The sequence below is a fragment of the Sphingobacterium psychroaquaticum genome, from assembly GCF_004421025.1.
Classification (GTDB): domain Bacteria; phylum Bacteroidota; class Bacteroidia; order Sphingobacteriales; family Sphingobacteriaceae; genus Sphingobacterium; species Sphingobacterium psychroaquaticum.
Window position 1 is genome coordinate 3687354 of record NZ_CP038029.1, and the last position, 18010, is coordinate 3705363.

At 43.1% G+C, this 18010-nt stretch carries 14 protein-coding genes, 2 tRNA genes and 1 rRNA gene; 10 read left to right on the plus strand and 7 right to left on the minus strand.

What is annotated here, in order from left to right:
• Positions 1 to 150: 150 nt before the first annotated feature.
• The 3 genes from E2P86_RS15255 to E2P86_RS15265 all read right to left on the minus strand — a co-directional run bounded on the left by E2P86_RS15255 (position 151) and on the right by E2P86_RS15265 (position 1960).
• Positions 151 to 224: transfer RNA gene (locus tag E2P86_RS15255), tRNA-Ala, on the minus strand.
• A gap of 6 nt (positions 225 to 230) precedes the next feature.
• Positions 231 to 307: transfer RNA gene (locus E2P86_RS15260), tRNA-Ile, on the minus strand.
• A 123-nt stretch (positions 308 to 430) separates the two neighbouring features.
• A 16S ribosomal RNA gene (locus E2P86_RS15265) occupies positions 431 to 1960 on the minus strand.
• Positions 1961 to 3364: 1404 nt separating this feature from the next.
• Between E2P86_RS15265 and E2P86_RS15270 the strand changes: the two genes are divergently transcribed.
• Both E2P86_RS15270 and E2P86_RS15275 read left to right on the plus strand, forming a co-directional pair.
• On the plus strand, positions 3365 to 4765 hold the full coding sequence (locus E2P86_RS15270; protein WP_085473061.1) for a 3-keto-disaccharide hydrolase: 1401 nt from the start codon (positions 3365 to 3367) through the stop codon (positions 4763 to 4765).
• Between the two features lie 16 nt (positions 4766 to 4781).
• Positions 4782 to 6197: a Gfo/Idh/MocA family oxidoreductase gene (locus tag E2P86_RS15275; RefSeq protein WP_134433665.1), complete on the plus strand. Its 1416-nt coding sequence runs from the start codon at positions 4782 to 4784 to the stop codon at positions 6195 to 6197.
• Positions 6198 to 6241: 44 nt separating this feature from the next.
• On the opposite strand, the gene E2P86_RS15280 is transcribed toward E2P86_RS15275, so the two are convergent.
• Positions 6242 to 7411 (minus strand): acyl-CoA dehydrogenase family protein, encoded by a 1170-nt coding sequence (locus E2P86_RS15280; RefSeq protein ID WP_134433666.1) that lies wholly within the window; start codon positions 7409 to 7411, stop codon positions 6242 to 6244.
• A gap of 116 nt (positions 7412 to 7527) precedes the next feature.
• Here E2P86_RS15280 and amaB point away from each other — a divergent pair, with 116 nt between their 5' ends.
• Positions 7528 to 9057 carry an L-piperidine-6-carboxylate dehydrogenase gene (gene amaB / locus E2P86_RS15285; protein WP_134433667.1) on the plus strand — a complete coding sequence of 510 codons (1530 nt, stop codon included), beginning with the start codon at positions 7528 to 7530 and terminating at the stop codon, positions 9055 to 9057.
• Positions 9057 to 10343, plus strand: a complete 1287-nt coding sequence (gene lat / locus E2P86_RS15290; protein ID WP_240775522.1) for an L-lysine 6-transaminase — start codon at positions 9057 to 9059, stop codon at positions 10341 to 10343. The genes amaB and lat overlap by 1 nt, the downstream gene beginning before the upstream one ends.
• A 48-nt stretch (positions 10344 to 10391) precedes the next feature.
• Here lat and E2P86_RS15295 read toward each other — a convergent pair whose 3' ends face one another.
• Positions 10392 to 11375 carry a hypothetical protein gene (locus E2P86_RS15295; protein WP_134433669.1) on the minus strand — a complete coding sequence of 328 codons (984 nt, stop codon included), beginning with the start codon at positions 11373 to 11375 and terminating at the stop codon, positions 10392 to 10394.
• A gap of 113 nt (positions 11376 to 11488) precedes the next feature.
• Between E2P86_RS15295 and mtgA the strand changes: the two genes are divergently transcribed.
• A complete protein-coding gene (gene mtgA, locus E2P86_RS15300) occupies positions 11489 to 12226 on the plus strand; it encodes a monofunctional biosynthetic peptidoglycan transglycosylase (RefSeq protein WP_085473067.1) in 738 nt (245 codons plus the stop codon).
• Between the two features lie 6 nt (positions 12227 to 12232).
• Here mtgA and E2P86_RS15305 read toward each other — a convergent pair whose 3' ends face one another.
• On the minus strand, positions 12233 to 13261 hold the full coding sequence (locus tag E2P86_RS15305) for an isoaspartyl peptidase/L-asparaginase family protein (protein ID WP_134433670.1): 1029 nt from the start codon (positions 13259 to 13261) through the stop codon (positions 12233 to 12235).
• Position 13262: 1 nt separating this feature from the next.
• A complete protein-coding gene (locus tag E2P86_RS15310) occupies positions 13263 to 13664 on the minus strand; it encodes an RNA-binding S4 domain-containing protein (RefSeq protein ID WP_085473069.1) in 402 nt (133 codons plus the stop codon).
• 62 nt (positions 13665 to 13726) lie between these two features.
• Here E2P86_RS15310 and E2P86_RS15315 point away from each other — a divergent pair, with 62 nt between their 5' ends.
• The 5 genes from E2P86_RS15315 to brnQ all read left to right on the plus strand — a co-directional run bounded on the left by E2P86_RS15315 (position 13727) and on the right by brnQ (position 17888).
• A complete protein-coding gene (locus tag E2P86_RS15315; protein ID WP_085473070.1) occupies positions 13727 to 14548 on the plus strand; it encodes a 2,3,4,5-tetrahydropyridine-2,6-dicarboxylate N-succinyltransferase in 822 nt (273 codons plus the stop codon).
• 8 nt (positions 14549 to 14556) lie between these two features.
• On the plus strand, positions 14557 to 15135 hold the full coding sequence (locus tag E2P86_RS15320) for an L-threonylcarbamoyladenylate synthase (RefSeq protein WP_085473071.1): 579 nt from the start codon (positions 14557 to 14559) through the stop codon (positions 15133 to 15135).
• Positions 15136 to 15155: 20 nt separating this feature from the next.
• Positions 15156 to 15632, plus strand: coding sequence for a DUF4920 domain-containing protein (locus E2P86_RS15325; RefSeq protein ID WP_134433671.1), 477 nt, complete (start codon positions 15156 to 15158; stop codon positions 15630 to 15632).
• A 115-nt stretch (positions 15633 to 15747) separates the two neighbouring features.
• Positions 15748 to 16599 (plus strand): dihydropteroate synthase, encoded by an 852-nt coding sequence (folP, locus tag E2P86_RS15330; protein WP_134433672.1) that lies wholly within the window; start codon positions 15748 to 15750, stop codon positions 16597 to 16599.
• Positions 16596 to 17888 carry a branched-chain amino acid transport system II carrier protein gene (gene brnQ, locus E2P86_RS15335; RefSeq protein ID WP_134433673.1) on the plus strand — a complete coding sequence of 431 codons (1293 nt, stop codon included), beginning with the start codon at positions 16596 to 16598 and terminating at the stop codon, positions 17886 to 17888. The genes folP and brnQ overlap by 4 nt, the downstream gene beginning before the upstream one ends.
• Positions 17889 to 18010: the final 122 nt, after the last annotated feature.

Sequence of the window (18010 nt, forward strand, 5' to 3'; positions counted from 1 at the left end):
CCCTAGCTAACCTCTACGATTAGTTAATAACGGACACTACTGTTGTTTTCTCTTGTGTCTTCTTTCTTCCAATATGTCAAAGAACTTTTCTTTTCGAACAGTCCATCTGTACCTATATACTATATATGTACAAACAGCGTCCAAAGATAGTGGAGAATAACGGATTCGAACCGTTGACCCCCTGCGTGCAAGGCAGGTGCTCTAGCCAGCTGAGCTAATTCCCCGTGTGATGGTAGTCCCGAGCAGATTTGAACTGCTGACCCCTACATTATCAGTGTAGTGCTCTAACCAACTGAGCTACGGGACTAGCTATTACTTCTCATCTTTCTCTCGGTGACCGAAACCCCTTAGGGATGGGCACTTTCTTCTTAATGTGTTTCTTTCCTATGAATCATGTGTGGCGTAACGAGCATCATTCCGGATACTCTAGAAAGGAGGTATTCCAGCCGCACCTTCCGGTACGGCTACCTTGTTACGACTTAGCCCCAATTATCGGTTTTGCCCTAACACGCTCCTTGCGGTTACATGCTTTAGGCACCCCCAACTTTCATGGCTTGACGGGCGGTGTGTACAAGGCCCGGGAACGTATTCACCGCGTCATTGCTGATACGCGATTACTAGCGAATCCAACTTCACGGGGTCGAGTTGCAGACCCCGATCCGAACTGTGAATGGCTTTTAGAGATTAGCATCACATTGCTGTGTAGCTGCCCGCTGTACCATCCATTGTAGCACGTGTGTAGCCCCGGACGTAAGGGCCATGATGACTTGACGTCGTCCCCGCCTTCCTCACTGCTTGCGCAGGCAGTCTGTTTAGAGTCCCCACCATTACATGCTGGCAACTAAACATAGGGGTTGCGCTCGTTGCGGGACTTAACCCAACACCTCACGGCACGAGCTGACGACAGCCATGCAGCACCTAGTTTCGTGTCCCGAAGGAAGGATGCGTCTCTGCATCCGTCACTAACTTTCAAGCCCGGGTAAGGTTCCTCGCGTATCATCGAATTAAACCACATGCTCCTCCGCTTGTGCGGGCCCCCGTCAATTCCTTTGAGTTTCACCCTTGCGGGCGTACTCCCCAGGTGGATAACTTAACGCTTTCGCTGGGACGCTTACTGTATATCGCAAACATCGAGTTATCATCGTTTAGGGCGTGGACTACCAGGGTATCTAATCCTGTTTGATCCCCACGCTTTCGTGCATCAGCGTCAATTATCGTTTAGATAGCTGCCTTCGCAATCGGAGTTCTGAGACATATCTATGCATTTCACCGCTACTTGTCTCATTCCGCCATCTTCAGCGACATTCAAGCCCATCAGTATCAAGAGCACTGCGACAGTTGAGCTGCCGTCTTTCACTCCTGACTTAATGGGCCGCCTACGCACCCTTTAAACCCAATAAATCCGGATAACGCTCGGATCCTCCGTATTACCGCGGCTGCTGGCACGGAGTTAGCCGATCCTTATTCTTCGAGTACATTCAGCTACTTACACGTAAGTAGGTTTATTCCTCGACAAAAGCAGTTTACAACCCATAGGGCAGTCATCCTGCACGCGGCATGGCTGGTTCAGAGTTCCCTCCATTGACCAATATTCCTTACTGCTGCCTCCCGTAGGAGTCTGGTCCGTGTCTCAGTACCAGTGTGGGGGATTCTCCTCTCAGAGCCCCTAGACATCGTCGCCTTGGTAAGCCGTTACCTTACCAACTAGCTAATGTCACGCGAGCCCATCCATATCCTATAAATATTTAAATGTCCGACCATGCGATCAAACATTGTTATGCGGTGTTAATCCGACTTTCGCCGGGCTATCCCCCTGATATGGGTAGGTTGCTCACGCGTTACGCACCCGTGCGCCACTCTCACCAAGATGAAGCAAGCTTCATCCTGGATCCCGTTCGACTTGCATGTATTAGGCCTGCCGCTAGCGTTCATCCTGAGCCAGGATCAAACTCTCCATTGTAAAAATGAATTGTTCGACACCTAACTATTTATCAAAATAATTAGAATTGTCTTGTATTAATATCTAATCCGAATTGACTAAGGTTGATTTTGTTTTTTGTTAACTTTCGCTGAACAAAAATTCAACTACTCGTTACGCTACATGATATCATTTTCTTAAAGAACTGCTCTCGCCGCCGCGTCGCGCTTTGGCTTCTATATCTTGCCTTTTCAGGCTTGACCTATCTTGTTTGTGTTCCTTGTTTTCGGCTTACCGGAGTCGGTAAGTTTCGGTTGGGATACCCTTCCTATCGGTTGGGACTGCAAAGGTAGAAAAGCTTTTTGGATTACCAAAATAAAAATGATTTTTATTTTGACCTTCCCGCTTTCCAAAAATAAGGTAAAAACATGTTTAACTCACATGCTGACCTCGTTTTTGACCTCTATTTCAAGTGTTCCTCCCTTGCGGAGTGGTGCAAAGGTAGAAAACTTTACCTATTCCTTCCAAGACTTTGTTGGGTCTTTTTTTGGGATGCTGCATAACGTACTGTAAGCGTGGTGGATATTTTTCGGTAGTTGGTAGGTCGTAGTAGGTGGTTGGTAGATCGTAGTTGGTAGTTTGTAGAAAGTAGTTCGTAGATTATGGTTTATAGAAAGTAGTTCATGTTTGGATTGCTAAGAGCTCGTTGTTTATAGATTATGTTTTGTAGAAAGGGGCATGGGGACATGGAGGGACACGAACCAGAGGTTCGCGCCAGCATCAATTAGTTTATCAGAGGACACTCGACAGGTCGTAGTTTGCAAAGAAGGACAGGTCATAGAAAGAATAAGTACATAAAGATTGAAGACAGTAAAAGCATGGTTGCTGTTCATCGTTTAGAGAAGGTCGATAGAGAGAAGGACGTATAATCGCAGAAACATGGGCAACAAGTCGTCGGCAGTTGGTAGCCCCTGGAAGGATTCGTCTTTAGGAAAATAGGTCATACTCGATCTCCGGAGAGATCGACGGACCATACAGACTACCTGCCTAAGCGCTGAACTTCCTCCCCTTCCTCGCGATCACCGACAGGGTTGTTGGCTATCGGATTAACCGACTAATTCCTCTAAAACAAAGCTGTCTCAATTTTCTTCCCGACAAACCAACAGCGATATACAATGAACAACCAACGAACTACAATCAATGAACTTCCCCTGCCCTCAAACGTTTTCGTTAAAAAACACTGCTTAACATTTAAAAATCATCCGGTTTATTAATATCATTGTAATAGGCCAAAAAATGATTATAAACAATACCCTCGCAGAACACACATGAACAAGGTCTAACTTCTTTAGATAATGCAAAGATAAAGTCACAAAAAAAGCAATACCATAACAGTAAAGCTTTCTCATGTTCTCGAGCAACTATAAACCAAATTTGAATACTACAATGAAAAAAACATTACGAGCCACATCGCTTATCCTTGCAGGGTTATTTTCAGCAGGCATGCTTCCTTATAGCTTATCTGCACAAACGACTACAACAGATCAAAAAGGTTGGCATGCCCTTTTTGATGGTAGCACATTAAATGGCTGGAAAGCCGTTGGCGGAAAAGCACCGTACACGGTTGAAGATGGAGCAATTGTGGGACGCATGACAAAAAAGACCCCCAACTCATTCTTGATTACAGAAGCAGAATATGGCGATTTTATACTAGAGTTGGATGTAAAGCTTGAAGGGAGTCAGACCAATTCCGGTATACAGACACGGAGTCATTTCGACGCCGCAGCCAATAATGGACAAGGACGTGTATATGGTCGCCAGATGGAGATCGATCCGACCCCACGCGCTTGGACTGGTGGTGTCTACGATGAAGCACGTCGCGGATGGCTTTACCCTGTAGATCTCAACGAAAGTGCAAAAAGTCTATATAAAAGCAATGCATACAATCATTACCGCATCGAGGCTATTGGAGACGAATTAAAAACATGGGTGAATGGTGTCCCCGTTGCGTCTGTCATAGATACCATAGATAGAAAAGGCTTTATTGGGTTGCAAGTACATAGTATCCCTGAAGATCTAGACGGGCAGAAGGTGTATTTTAAAAACATCCGCATCCAAACAACAAACCTAAAGCCTAAATCGTCGACAAATAATATACATATTGTCAATCTACAGCCTAATCAGTTAAGTAAATCGGAGAAAAAGGATGGCTTCAAGTTGCTGTTTAACGGTCAAAATGCCAACGAATGGCGCAGTGTACGCTCCGATAAATTCCCTTCGCAAGGTTGGTCTGTGGGCAATGGTACGATTACTGTTCTAAAATCCGATGGCGGCGAATCTACCAACGGGGGAGATATCATCACAAAAGATAAATACGCAGCATTTGACCTATCCTTCGAATTCAAATTATCACCTGGGGCTAATAGTGGTGTTAAATATTTTGTTACGTTAAAAGAACAAACGAACGGTTCTGCTATCGGACTTGAATATCAAATATTAGACGATGAGAAGCACCCCGATGCTAAGCTTGGTCGGGAGGGCAACAGAACACTCGCTTCTTTATACGACTTAAAGACATCAAATAGAGAAGGAAGAGCACGTAGACCTATTGGAGAATGGAACAGAGGGCGTATTGTTGTCACGCCAGACAATCAAGTTACACACTACCTTAATGGTATAAAAATGTTAAGCTATCAACGCGGGTCGCAAGAGTTCAAAGAGCTTGTTGCTAAAAGTAAATACAAAGACTGGGAGGCTTTTGGCGAAGCTAAAGAAGGACATATCCTCCTACAGGATCATGGCGACAATGTATCCTTCCGCAACATAAAAATTAAAAAGATCAAGTAATCAAAAAAGACGAAAAATGATCCACTCTTTATCACGTAGAAGCTTTATTAAAAAGACCACTATGGTCGGTGGTGCTTTAATTATGTCAAATAGCCTGCTTGGAAATATCAAGATGGCGTCCCCCAACGAGCGCATTAACTTGGTTTGTGTAGGTATTGGCAACCGAGCCGCTGAAATCATTAAAGATCTACATAAAACCGGCTTATGTAATGTCGTGGGGTTATGCGACGTCGATTTAGGGGCTAAACACACGTTGGATATCTTAAAGCTATTTCCGGATGCAAAAAAATTCCAAGATTTCAGACGTATGTTCGATGAGATGTCCAATGAATTTGATGCTGTCTCTATTGGCACCCCTGACTTTGCTCACTTTGCCGTAACCATGCAAGCAATCGACATGGGAAAACATGTATATGTCGAAAAACCAATGGCCAGTACTTTTTGGGAAGTTGAGCTGATGATGAACAAAGCAGCCAAACATCCTAATGTTGTGACTCAAATGGGAAATCAAGGCCATTCTGAGGCCAACTACTTCCAATTTAAAACATGGCAGGAAGCAGGTATTATTAAGGATGTTACCCGTATTGATGCCCACATGAATATGCCGCGTCGCTGGCATACATGGGACCCGAATATAACGCGTTTTCCACACGCAGAAACAATTCCTGACACCTTGGATTGGGACATCTGGCAAATGCAAACCTTAGGGCACGATTATAATAAAGACTTTGTAAATGGACAATGGCGTTGTTGGTTCGATTTTGGTATGGGGGCTCTAGGCGACTGGGGCGCGCACATTTTAGATACAGTACATGAGTTTTTAAATCTGGGATATCCAACTTCAGTAGAGGCGATTAAATTAGATGGTCATAACTCATTCTTTTTCCCTATGTCTTCGACATTAAAATTCCATTTTCCGAAACGTAGCAAGATGCCGGCACTAGACATTAACTGGTACGACGGGCTAGATAACCTCCCTCCTATTCCTACGGGTTATGGGGTATCTGGACTAGACCCAAATATTCCACCCCCAAGCACAGGTAAAATAGAGCCTGTAAAATTAAATCCAGGAAAAATCATCTATAGCAAGAACCTAACGTTTAAAGGTGGGTCTCACGGAAGTACTTTGCAAATTATACCAGCAGATAAAGCGAAAGAGATGGAGCGAAAACTACCGGAAGTACCAGCCTCTCCTTCCAATCACTTTGCTAATTTCCTCAAAGCTTGTAAAGGAGAAGAAAAAACACGCTCTTCATTTGATATAGCCGGACCACTCAGTCAGGTCTTCTGTTTAGGCGTTATCACACAGCGATTAAATAATAAAATTATCTTCGACCCGAAGAAAAAAGAAATAACCAACGATAGATTTGCAAACGCACTATTAATGGGTCCCCCTCCTGCAAAAGGATGGGAACAATATTACAAAGTCTAATACACGCTTGTCTTTTGCAGCGCCGAGGGTGCTGCAAAAGACAATTACGAAAACGCACTTAATCCCGTAATATCTTGTCCTGTGATTAACAAATGAATATCGTGCGTTCCTTCATACGTAATTACAGACTCCAGATTCATCATATGTCGCATCAGTGGAAAATCCCCAACAATTCCCATCGCACCAAGCACTTGACGCCCTTCGCGCGCCACTTTCAAAGCCATCTCTACGTTGTTTCGTTTCGCCATGGAGATCTGTTGCGGCGTAGCTCTTCCTTCGTTTTTTAAAACTCCTAAACGCCACGACAACAACTGTGCTTTGGTTATCTCCGTCAACATTTCAGCCATCTTACGTTGTTGCAACTGAAATGCCGCGATCGGTTTACCGAACTGCTCTCGCTCCGTAGCATACTTTACTACCGTTTGATAACAGTCTAAAGCAGCTCCAATCACCCCCCATGAAATTCCATATCGAGCCGAATTAAGGCACGATAACGGGCCTTTCATGCTGGCAACATCCGGCAAAATATCTGTTTGCCTTATATATACATTATCAAATACCAGCTCGCCTGTACGAGAAGCACGTAAAGACCATTTATTTCCGGTCTCTATACGCGTAAAACCCGCATATTCTCTCCGCACGATAACACCACGAACCTTACCAGCCTCATCGCGTGCCCACACGACCGCAACATCACATATAGGAGCATTCGTTATCCACATCTTAGCACCATTCAAACGGTAACCGTCACCATCTTTTGTTAATCGCGTTTCCATTTGTCCGGGATCCGAACCATGATTCGGCTCTGTTAGTCCAAAAGCACCAATTAAATCCCCCTTTGCAAGAGCCGGTAGCAATTCTTGTTTTTGCTGTTCCAAACCGTATGTGTATATTGGAAACATCACCAAAGACGATTGTACCGATGCGGCAGACCGTACAGCCGAATCGCCCGCTTCTAATTCCTGCATAATCAAACCATACGACATCTGATCTAACCCCGCTCCTCCATATGTAGCGGGAATATAAACTCCCAATGCTCCAATATCTCCTAGTTTTTTCATCAATCCGGGTATTTCGGTATGCCCCTGCGCGTGCTCCTCTATAGTCGGACGGATTTCACGTTGAACAAACTCGCGAACGGCCTGCCGAACCATCTTTTGCTCCGCACTCAATAAGTCATCAATGGCGTAATAATCGATATTGATATTTCTCATAAAATAGATCTATTCGTTACTGAACTAAAATTATAAAATATTTTACACTTAAAATTTTATTTATAGAAATAAAATTCATTATTTTTATGAAATCATAGAATAATATAAACCTACATATGATCAAGAAAGAATTAAAAGCGCTTGGGATCGATCTGCATGTTAATGGAACATCAACAGGCACCAAATGGTTTGGTCAAGGCGAAAAAATTACTTCGTTTTCGCCTGTCGATGGTAAATCAATCGGACAGGTCTCTTCTTCCACACGAAAAGATTACGACAAAGTACTTCAAGCTGCCGAAAGCGCTAAAAAGGTCTGGGCTGATATCCCTGCCCCAAAGCGAGGAGAAATCGTCAGACAGTTTGGAGACAAATTGCGTGAACTAAAAGATGTTCTCGGAAAATTGGTTTCTTACGAAATGGGGAAATCTTACCAAGAAGGACTAGGAGAAGTACAGGAGATGATTGATATCTGCGATTTTGCAGTGGGACAATCGCGTCAATTGTATGGATTCACGATCCACTCAGAGCGCCCGTCACACCGGATGTACGAGCAATATCACCCACTCGGTATCGTCGGTATTATTTCAGCTTTTAACTTCCCTGTTGCTGTTTGGTCCTGGAACGCGGCGCTCGCTTTAATATGTGGCGATGTTATTGTTTGGAAAGGTAGCGAAAAGACTCCTTTATGCGCTGTCGCCTGTCAAAAGATACTAGCAGATGTATTAAAGGCGAACAAACTCCCCGAAGGAATCTCTTCTCTTGTAACTGGGGATGCTGAAGTGGGCAAATGGCTTGCAGAAGATAAGCGTATCGCTTTGGTTTCAGCAACAGGATCTACCCGCATGGGCAAACAGGTTGCTGTTACAGTAGCTAATCGGTTAGGCCGATCTCTATTAGAGCTTGGAGGGAACAATGCCATTATTGTCACACCACAGGCCGATTTAAAAATGACAATCATAGGTGCTGTCTTTGGCGCAGTCGGCACAGCAGGTCAACGCTGCACCAGCACCAGAAGACTAATCATTCACAAAGACATCTATGAGCAGGTGAAAAAATCTTTGACCGACGCTTATAAACAGATTAAAATTGGAGATCCATTGAACACTAAAAATCATATGGGGCCTTTAATCGATACCGATGCCGTTCAAAACTATCTCGCTGCCATTGATAAAATAAAGGCCGAAGGTGGAACATTACTTGTCAAGGGTGGAGTTCTAAAAGGGAAAGGCTACGAAAGTGAGTGTTATGTACAACCTGTTATAGCCGAAGTCGAAAATAGCTATGAAATTGTTCAAACAGAGACATTCGCTCCTATATTATATCTCATCAAGTACGAAGGTGAAGTGGAAAATGCGATCGCTTTACAGAATCAAGTAGCGCAAGGTTTATCCTCAGCAATCATGACGACCAATTTACGTGAAGCCGAGCTATTTCTCAGCCAGAATGGTTCAGATTGTGGTATTGCCAATGTCAATATCGGCACCTCAGGTGCGGAGATTGGTGGGGCCTTTGGCGGCGAAAAAGAAACAGGAGGGGGACGAGAATCGGGATCGGATTCATGGAAAGCTTATATGCGCAGACAAACGAACACAATTAACTACAGCACAAGCCTTCCTCTTGCACAAGGCATTAAATTTGATTTATAATGAGAGAACTACATAAACAACTTTCAAAACATATCTTAGCCGATGGTCTGCCTATAGAGCTAGATCTTGAAAACTCACACGGTTCTTATTTTAAGGATCGCAATGGAGATGAATACATTGATATGTTTAGCATGTTTGCCTCCTCACCTGTGGGCTACAATCATCCGCATATCGTCTCTCAACAGGATTTCCTTGGGAAGATGGCGATTAATAAACCTGCCATGTCAGATGCATATCCTTATCAATATGCAGACATTGTCAATACCTTTGAACGTGTTGCTATGCCGAAGGAACTTTCCTACTGCTTCTTCATCTCTGGAGGTACACTTGCCGTAGAGAACGCATTAAAAACCGCGTTCGATTGGAAAACAAGACTTAACCTTTCACGTGGAATACAAAAAGAAGCTTCACAGGTTATTCACTTTAAGCAAGCATTCCACGGCAGATCGGGCTACACCTTATCGTTGACCAACACCAAAGATCCCAGAAAGTACATGTATTTTCCAAAATTTGATTGGCCAAGGATTACCAACCCGAAGTTAACCTTCCCAATAACAGAGGATGCGATTAGCGAGACGATACAGGAAGAACGTTTAGCGATTAAACAGATTGAAGAGGCTTTACAGAAAGCACCTCATGAAGTTGCCTGTTTAATTATTGAGCCCATCCAGGCCGAAGGTGGCGACAATCATTTTCGCAAAGAATTTTTCAAAAAACTACGTCAGATCTGTGACGAACACGAGATTTTATTAATATTGGATGAGGTACAAACGGGGCTCGCTATGACCGGTAAAATGTGGGCTTTCCAGCACTATGATATTATTCCTGATGTAATCGCTTTTGGAAAAAAATCACAAGTTTGTGGAATCCTTGCCAATCGGGAAAAGCTGGACCAGGTCGAAAACCATGTTTTTAAAGAATCAAGCCGTATCAACTCCACGTTCGGTGGAAATTTCATCGACATGATTCGCTTTAAATTGATTCTGGAAATTATTGAAAAAGAAAAGCTCGTTGAGAAAGCTGAAAAAACTGGTGAATACCTGCTAGACAAAATAACAAAATTGACCCATACACATAAGCACTTAAGCAATGCTCGCGGACTAGGCTTACTGGTTGCATTTGATTTTGACACACCTGAGCAGCGTGATGCTTTTGTACATACAGCATTTGAGAACAAGATGATTATTTTGGGTTGTGGCGAACGGAGTGTCCGTTTCAGACCACACCTCACTGCGACTATTGAAGATATAGACAAGGCTATTGCTGTGGTCGAAAAATCGTTATAAGAATATGCCCCGGTCACTTCTTAGTCCCGGGGCATATTACGATAAGTGTTATTGTTTCGGTATATCTTCAATAACCCGAAAAGCTCCACTTTCATCGGCAATAAAAGTCATGGGTTGTTCTGGATTTTTTATAATTTCAAACAATGTAAATCCCCATGGTTTCCAAAAGTTCTCCAACACCTGCCCATAGGTTTTCGCTTGCCAATTATCAAAAATAGGTTTCAACGTCCAATCGTTTAGTGGCATAGGTTCTACAAAAACCTTTTGTGGTGTTTCCATAAATGTATATTCGGGCAAACGATTAAAGAGGTATGCGGTGTAGAAATACCGAGCACAGATTTCTTCAAACTGAATCGGGTGCAACACATGGTCCTTAACTTTCTCCAAAACTTCTTCATGATAAATCGCATTGGTACCATTGTCTTGCAGTGTAGCAATAATCGCAAAATCCTTCATTCGTAAAGAAAAAATCAACGTATTGATTTCATCTCTATAATTAAATGTATCAGCTGGATTATCTACCGGGAGCACAAGAATGGTAAATGGATTCTTGTGCTCAAATTCCATCGGTAGAATCAAGGATTGCAACATGGTATGCAGGTTACGAAACTTATGCACTAAAGCTTGTGAAAAGTTCATATCCCCCCCACTGATCAGGGCTTGCTTGACGCCGGCCTGTATTTCATTAAAGACAACACCATATAAGATACGTCCCACCCATTGAAACAGGAGTTCTTGCGGTAATTCCCGAACTCCATGATAGCCTTGCTCAACCGCTTGCTCAACCGCATCATCCATAATTCCAATCGCTTGAGCCGCATCCACACTACACGGCAGCTTCAGGCTTTTGTAGGTAACGATATTCTCATCCAACATTTTAAAAGGACTTTCCTCTAACCCAAAAGCACGCATCATCCATACCGGGAACACTTGTATTTGCTCGTCCGCAGAGACAAGCGCATCACCTGTTAAGAAACAGGTTTGATTATCGAATTTAAAATCTAAAAATGGATTGTAAAGTTTCCGTGCCATATAGGGGCAAAGGTATTTCTTTTACCCTACAATCGTGTATGACTAATGTCAATAAAGATTCTTTTAGCATTTCCGTAAATTTCCCCTAGCTTTGTATCGTCAAACCAAATACAATGGCTATTAAACGCGCTGCAACAAAGAAAAAACAAACGAGTAAAAGAACTACAGTAAGCTGGAAACGAAAAATCGGAATATGGATAGCGCGTATTACCATTGGTTTCTTTGGTTTTTCGCTTTTTTGGGTTTTACTGTTGATTTTCATGAATCCCCCTGTGACCTTTCTTCAGCTACAACGTGCGATAGAGCGCAAAGCAGCAGGCAAAGAATGGAAAATAGAGAAAGATTGGCTTCCATACGACGAGATGTCAGATAATCTAAAACGAGCAGCCATTGCCGGAGAGGATGCCACTTTCCTGAAGCACAATGGCTTCGATACCAAAGCTATTATGGAAGCCTTTGAAAAAAATCAAGAAGGCAAAAAATTAAGGGGCGGAAGTACGATTAGTCAACAAGTGGCTAAGAATGTATTTCTATGGCCTGAACGATCGTGGTTTCGTAAAGGATTGGAGACCTACTTCACCGTATTGATCGAAGTATGCTGGAGTAAAAAACGTATACTTGAAGTATACTTAAATGTTATAGAAATGGGGCAAGGGGTGTATGGTGCCGAGGCCGCGGCTCAGTATTACTACAGCAAATCAGCCAAGAGCTTAACAAAAAAAGAAGCCGCTTTAATCATTGCGATTCTACCAAGCCCACAAAAATGGGATGCGCGCCGCCCATCCTCGTATGTAAATAGGCGAGCAAACAGTATCGTGCGTTACATCAACTATTACGATATCCCAAAATAAACTTCGCTAATCTTTGTAGATCCGTACGTCAATTTTACCCTCTTTGGTGATTGTCCCGCGATACATCCCTTCGGTATTGAAAGGCATGGCAACTTGCCCATTATGATCTAGAACGATCATACCACCATCGCCCCCGAGTGCACCGATCTTTTCGATTACTGCTTTTGCTGCCGCTTCAGTACTTATAGCGGAACTATACGACAACTGCGCCGCCACATCGTATGCAGCAACCGTACGAATATAAAATTCACCCCAGCCTGTACATGAAACAGCGACCTGCTTGTTTGCATAGTTTCCAGCCCCGATAATAGGTGAATCTCCAACACGACCATATTTCTTGTTCGTCATCCCTCCGGTCGACGTCCCCGCAGCTAGGTTTCCATAGCTATCCAATGCCACACAACCTACCGTACCAAATTTTTCATCATTAGGCTTTGCCAACTGCGTTTGTGGTGCCCCATGATCTAATTCTGTTTTTTCAGCGTCTCGTTTTAAAATGCGTTGCAGTGCATCCCATCGCGGTTGGGTCCAAAAATAAGATGGGTCAACGATTTCCACTCCTTTGGTCGCTGCAAACTCTTCGGCTCCACGGCCCACCATCATCACGTGTTCAGACTGTTCCATCACAGCTTTAGCGGCCATAATAGGGTTACGAATCGTCTGTACCCCGGCAACGGCACCTGCTAGCAAAGTTTTTCCATCCATGATCGAGGCATCCAATTCATTTTCTCCTTTATGATTAAAAACAGCCCCCTTTCCTGCATTGAATAACGGAGAATCTTCCATTACCCGAATTGCAGCAGCCACAGCATCAACACTCGTTCCGCCTCCCTTAAGCACCTGATACCCTTCGTGTAGAGATTGCTCTAAAACAACGCGATAGGCCTGCTCTAGCGCATCACTCATATTCTTTTTCAAGATCGTTCCGGCACCACCGTGGATGGCCAATACGTAGGTAGGTTGTTTCATCTGCTGTGCCTGAAGGATATACGAACCACACCCCAAAAGTGCAAGTACAAAAATTCTCTTCACCATCTTACTCGTCGTCTAAAAGATCCGACTTTAAATCGTCAATTTCACGACGATCTTTCTTCGTAGGCCTTCCTGTTCCGCGGTCCCGCTTCAGCATAGGCGCATGAAATACCGACTTAAATGCGTAGGTTTCCTCTTCCGGTGTCTGGTCCTCGTAAAACTGAACAGCCGTTTTCGCGTCGACGCGACGTTCCAATAATCCAACTACACGAATAACCTTACGCTCTGGTCCTTTTTGAATCTGATAGACCTCCCCTACTTTAACAACATAGGATGCTTTCACATTCTGTCCATTCAGCTTCACCCGACCCGCTTTACATGCCTCAGTCGCCAAGCTCCGTGTTTTAAACAGTCTAATCGACCATAGATATTTATCGATTCTTAGTTTTTCCTTTTCTTCAGCCATACAGCAAATTTACTTTAATTTTTATAAGTTTGTAACTACATTAAAATACATACAAAATCAACATGGAACTAGAAAAACTTCAGAAACAGATAGAAGAAGCTTGGGAAGATAGAAACTTATTGACATACTCGGAATATACTGATGCTATCCGTTTCGTCATTCAACAATTGGATGAAGGAAAACTTCGTGTTGCGGAACCTATTGGATCACGTTGGCATGTAAACGATTGGATTAAGAAAGCCGTTATCCTTTACTTCCCTATTTGCGATATGAAAGAGATTGACAATGGTCCTTTCATTTATCATGACAAAATGAAGTTAAAAACCAATTACAAAGAAATTGGTGTGCGTGTTGTTCCTGGTGCATCTGCTCGCTATGGCGCGTACCTATCCAAAGGCGTAATTATGATGCCTTCCTATGTGAATATTGGTGCTTACGTGGATGAAGGCACGATGGTAGATACTTGGGCAACTGTAGGTTCATGTGCACAGATTGGTAAAAATGTACATTTAAGTGGTGGTGTTGGAATTGGTGGTGTGTTAGAACCCGTACAAGCGGCTCCAGTTATTATAGAAGATAATGTATTCGTTGGTTCACGCGTTATCGTCGTAGAAGGTATCCGTGTGGAAACTGAAGCTGTTTTGGGTGCAAACGTCGTGTTGACAGCCTCCACGAAAATTATCGATGTATCCGGTGATGAGCCTGTGGAATACAAAGGTTATGTACCAGCACGTTCCGTGGTTATCCCGGGATCGTACACAAAGAAATTTGCTGCAGGCGAATACCAAGTTCCTTGTGCGCTGATTATCGGTAAACGTAAAGAGTCAACAGACAAGAAAACATCATTGAATGATGCTTTACGTGATCATAGTGTAGCCGTATAAATTAAACGATGTATACATCTTTCGATAGAGAAGATTTAAATAAGGCCTTAGAAACGCTAAAAAGCGGAGGCCTTATTTTGTATCCCACCGATACCATTTGGGGCATTGGTTGTGACGCCACAAATGAAGAAGCTGTTGCCAAAATATTCGCCCTCAAGGGGCGTGATATCGGTAAAAGCATGATTGTTCTATTACACAATGACAATCAGCTGGCCTCTTATGTCAACGATATTCCCGAAGTAGCCTACGAATTGATCGAATACACGGAGAAGCCGCTAACGATCGTATATAGCAATGCCAAAAATCTGGCTGCAAATGCGATTGCAGAAGATGGATCTATCGGCATTCGAGTTGTCAAACATCCTTTTTGTGAGCAGCTGTTGCAGCGTTTTAAGAAGCCTATTATCTCGACCTCAGCCAACCTGAGTGGCGAACCTTCGCCTAAAAGTTTTGCGGACATTGATGACGCTGTAAAACAAGGCGTTGACTATATCGTCGAATACCAACAAGATGAGGAAGGTGACGGCAAATCTTCTACCGTCATGAAACTTGATCCTAGCGGAAAATTTGTATTTTTGAGAAAATAAATAGCTAAATAGTAAAGACGATGAAAAAAATAATCGGACTCTTGTTCTGTGTGTTGGTTTCGCTTCAACTGAGCCAGGCACAACAAAAAATAGAACCTGCAAAAGCGGGTGTACAATATGGCAAAAAAATTGATGCCAAAAATGCAATCTCCGTAAACAAACTGGAAAACAATCTTAAAAAATCGGAAACCTTCACTGGAAAAATTGAAGGTGAAGTGGTTGAAGTTTGTAAAAAGAAAGGTTGCTTCATGACACTTAAACGCGATAATGGCGAAACCATTATGGTGCGTTTCACAGATTACGGCTACTTTGTACCAGCAGATCTGATCGGTAAAAAAGTAGCAGTAGAAGGCCGTGCGAAAGTGAAAGAAACATCTGTAGAATGGTTGAAACACTACGCGGAAGATAAAGGTGCCTCAAAAGAGGAAATTGCTAAGATCTCGAAGCCGAAAACGGATATCAATATCGTGGCTGATGGTGTATACGTTATCAAATAAGTAAGGATAATTCCACCATAGAAAAGGGCTTCCATACTTTGGGAGCCCTTTTCATTTGAAAGTCTAGGCCTCAAAAAAACACATTTCTCGGCTGTGTTTATTATCTTAGCTGTTAATGAATAGCTTAAAGACGCACAAAACACAATCGATCAACATCAAAGGGAAACTATTCACATTTGATCGCCCTTTAGTGATGGGAATCCTCAACATCACGCCAGACTCCTTCTACGATGGCGGGCAACATAATAACGTAGAGCAGGCCATGGCTAAAGCCAATGAGCTATTGATAAATGGTGCTGACATTATCGATATCGGAGCTTATTCCTCTCGACCTGGAGCACCACTCATCAGCGTGCAGGAAGAGCTTAACCGCGCCATACCTGTAATTGAAAAACTGCACAAGGCCTACCCTGACGCGATACTCTCTATTGACACCTTTCGAGCGGAGGTCGCTGAAGCAGCAATTACTGCCGGTGCTCATATCATTAATGATGTATCCGGCGGAACTATAGATCCCAATATGTTTGCTACCGTAGCACAGTTACAAGTGCCGTACATCTTGATGCACATGCGCGGTATTCCAGAAAACATGCAAGAGCTAACCACCTATGATGATATCGTAGAAGATGTAGCTACTTTTTTGGCAGAAAAAGTAAACCAGCTACGTGCCTTAGGTGTAAAAGATATTATCTTAGATCCAGGCTTTGGTTTTGCGAAAAATCTAGATCAAAACTATGAACTCCTTCATCGTTTGGAGGAACTACAATATCTAGGTCTTCCGATTTTAGGCGGATTGTCTCGAAAATCTATGATTTACAAAAAACTAAATATTACACCCAGCGAAGCATTGACAGGCACCATTGTCTTAAATACGATCTTACTAACAAAAGGCATCCACATTCTACGGGTTCATGACGTTGCTGAAGCAAAACAAACTATTGATCTACTATTTAACCCCATACTGTGAAGAAGATAAGTGACATTGTAACCATTGGATTTGCACTCTTCGCGATGTTTTTTGGTGCCGGAAACTTACTCCTTCCTCCATTTATTGGCTTACAGATCGGCACACATATTTGGATTACGATCTTGGCCTTTGCCTTGACCGGCATTTTACTTCCTTTTATGGGAATTATATCCGTCAATAATTCCGGCGATAACTTTAATGATCTAGGACGTCGTGTTCATCCACAACTCGCACCTATTCTTGGAAGCATCATCATGATATGTATCGGTCCTCTAATTGCGATTCCTCGAACAGCGGCCACGACCTTCGAAGTAGGCGTGCTCCCGTCCTTTCCGGATAGTAACCCCATTTGGACATCGATTATCTTTTTTGCTGCCACCTGGCTTTTCGCCATCGTTCCTTCTAAGGTTGTCGATCTGGTCGGTAATTTCCTGACTCCTTTTTTACTTATCCTCTTAACAATCTTAGTGGTCAGCGGTATTATCCATCCTACAGCCGTTCCTACAGAACGTTCTGTATCAACGACAGAAGCATTTAGTTTTGGTTTTATGGAGGGATATCAAACATTGGATGTCCTCGCTTCCGTCGTTTTCGCAGGCATTATTATCGCTGCAACAAAAACCAAGGGATACGCGTCTACAAAAGAAAAAAGCAAAGTCGTGATTGCTGCGGGTGCGCTCGCTGCTTTTTGCTTATTGTGTATATATGGGGGATTAATTTATCTCGGTTCCACTTCAGGCATAACGAATCTCGATATCAAGAGATCCGAATTACTTATCCATATTTCTAGAACCGTTTTAGGAGAATATGGCACCCTCGCCATTGCGCTTAGTATAGCCTTAGCCTGTCTGACAACCGCTATCGCTGTAACCGCTGCCGTTGGCACCTTTTTTAGTGAGCTCACCGGCGGAAGAATAAGCTACAAAATATTGGTCACCATTTGCTGTCTGATCTCTGCCGTATTATCGATTACCGGTGTAGACAACATTATTCAATTTGCGTACCCTCCTCTGGCCTTCGTATACCCTATTGTCATTACACTCGTCCTTTATATTGTAATTTTTGGACGTTTCATCACCTCCAAATTACCGTATATCGGAGCACTTATTGCGACGACGCTTATTGCTTCGTTAGGGTTATTGAATATGTTCGATCTGCTCGCGCCACAGGTCTTGGTTCAACTTAATCGTATTCCGTATTTTGAATACGAATTGGGGTGGGTTGTGCCGTCTATTGTATTTTTTGTCTTGTTCTTCGCTATTGAAAAAATCAGGAGCTTACGCAATTAGTCTTTGCCAAACTTGCGAGTACTCCGAACCATAGATTCATAAAAAAGAGCGTTAAATCTTCTTCGATTTAACGCTCTTTTTATAGTAGCAGCCCGGTCATTGACTACCCCCGCGCTACCAAC

Excerpts from the sequence above, each read along its gene's own strand:
- E2P86_RS15270 (WP_085473061.1), top strand. The coding sequence starts at position 3,365 with ATGAAAAAAACATTACGAGCCACATCGCTTATCCTTGCAGGGTTATTT.
- E2P86_RS15275 (WP_134433665.1), top strand. The coding sequence starts at position 4,782 with ATGATCCACTCTTTATCACGTAGAAGCTTTATTAAAAAGACCACTATG.
- E2P86_RS15280 (WP_134433666.1), bottom strand. The coding sequence starts at position 7,411 with ATGAGAAATATCAATATCGATTATTACGCCATTGATGACTTATTGAGT.
- amaB (WP_134433667.1), top strand. The coding sequence starts at position 7,528 with ATGATCAAGAAAGAATTAAAAGCGCTTGGGATCGATCTGCATGTTAAT.
- lat (WP_240775522.1), top strand. The coding sequence starts at position 9,057 with ATGAGAGAACTACATAAACAACTTTCAAAACATATCTTAGCCGATGGT.
- E2P86_RS15295 (WP_134433669.1), bottom strand. The coding sequence starts at position 11,375 with ATGGCACGGAAACTTTACAATCCATTTTTAGATTTTAAATTCGATAAT.
- mtgA (WP_085473067.1), top strand. The coding sequence starts at position 11,489 with ATGGCTATTAAACGCGCTGCAACAAAGAAAAAACAAACGAGTAAAAGA.
- E2P86_RS15305 (WP_134433670.1), bottom strand. The coding sequence starts at position 13,261 with ATGGTGAAGAGAATTTTTGTACTTGCACTTTTGGGGTGTGGTTCGTAT.
- E2P86_RS15310 (WP_085473069.1), bottom strand. The coding sequence starts at position 13,664 with ATGGCTGAAGAAAAGGAAAAACTAAGAATCGATAAATATCTATGGTCG.
- E2P86_RS15315 (WP_085473070.1), top strand. The coding sequence starts at position 13,727 with ATGGAACTAGAAAAACTTCAGAAACAGATAGAAGAAGCTTGGGAAGAT.
- E2P86_RS15320 (WP_085473071.1), top strand. The coding sequence starts at position 14,557 with ATGTATACATCTTTCGATAGAGAAGATTTAAATAAGGCCTTAGAAACG.
- E2P86_RS15325 (WP_134433671.1), top strand. The coding sequence starts at position 15,156 with ATGAAAAAAATAATCGGACTCTTGTTCTGTGTGTTGGTTTCGCTTCAA.
- folP (WP_134433672.1), top strand. The coding sequence starts at position 15,748 with ATGAATAGCTTAAAGACGCACAAAACACAATCGATCAACATCAAAGGG.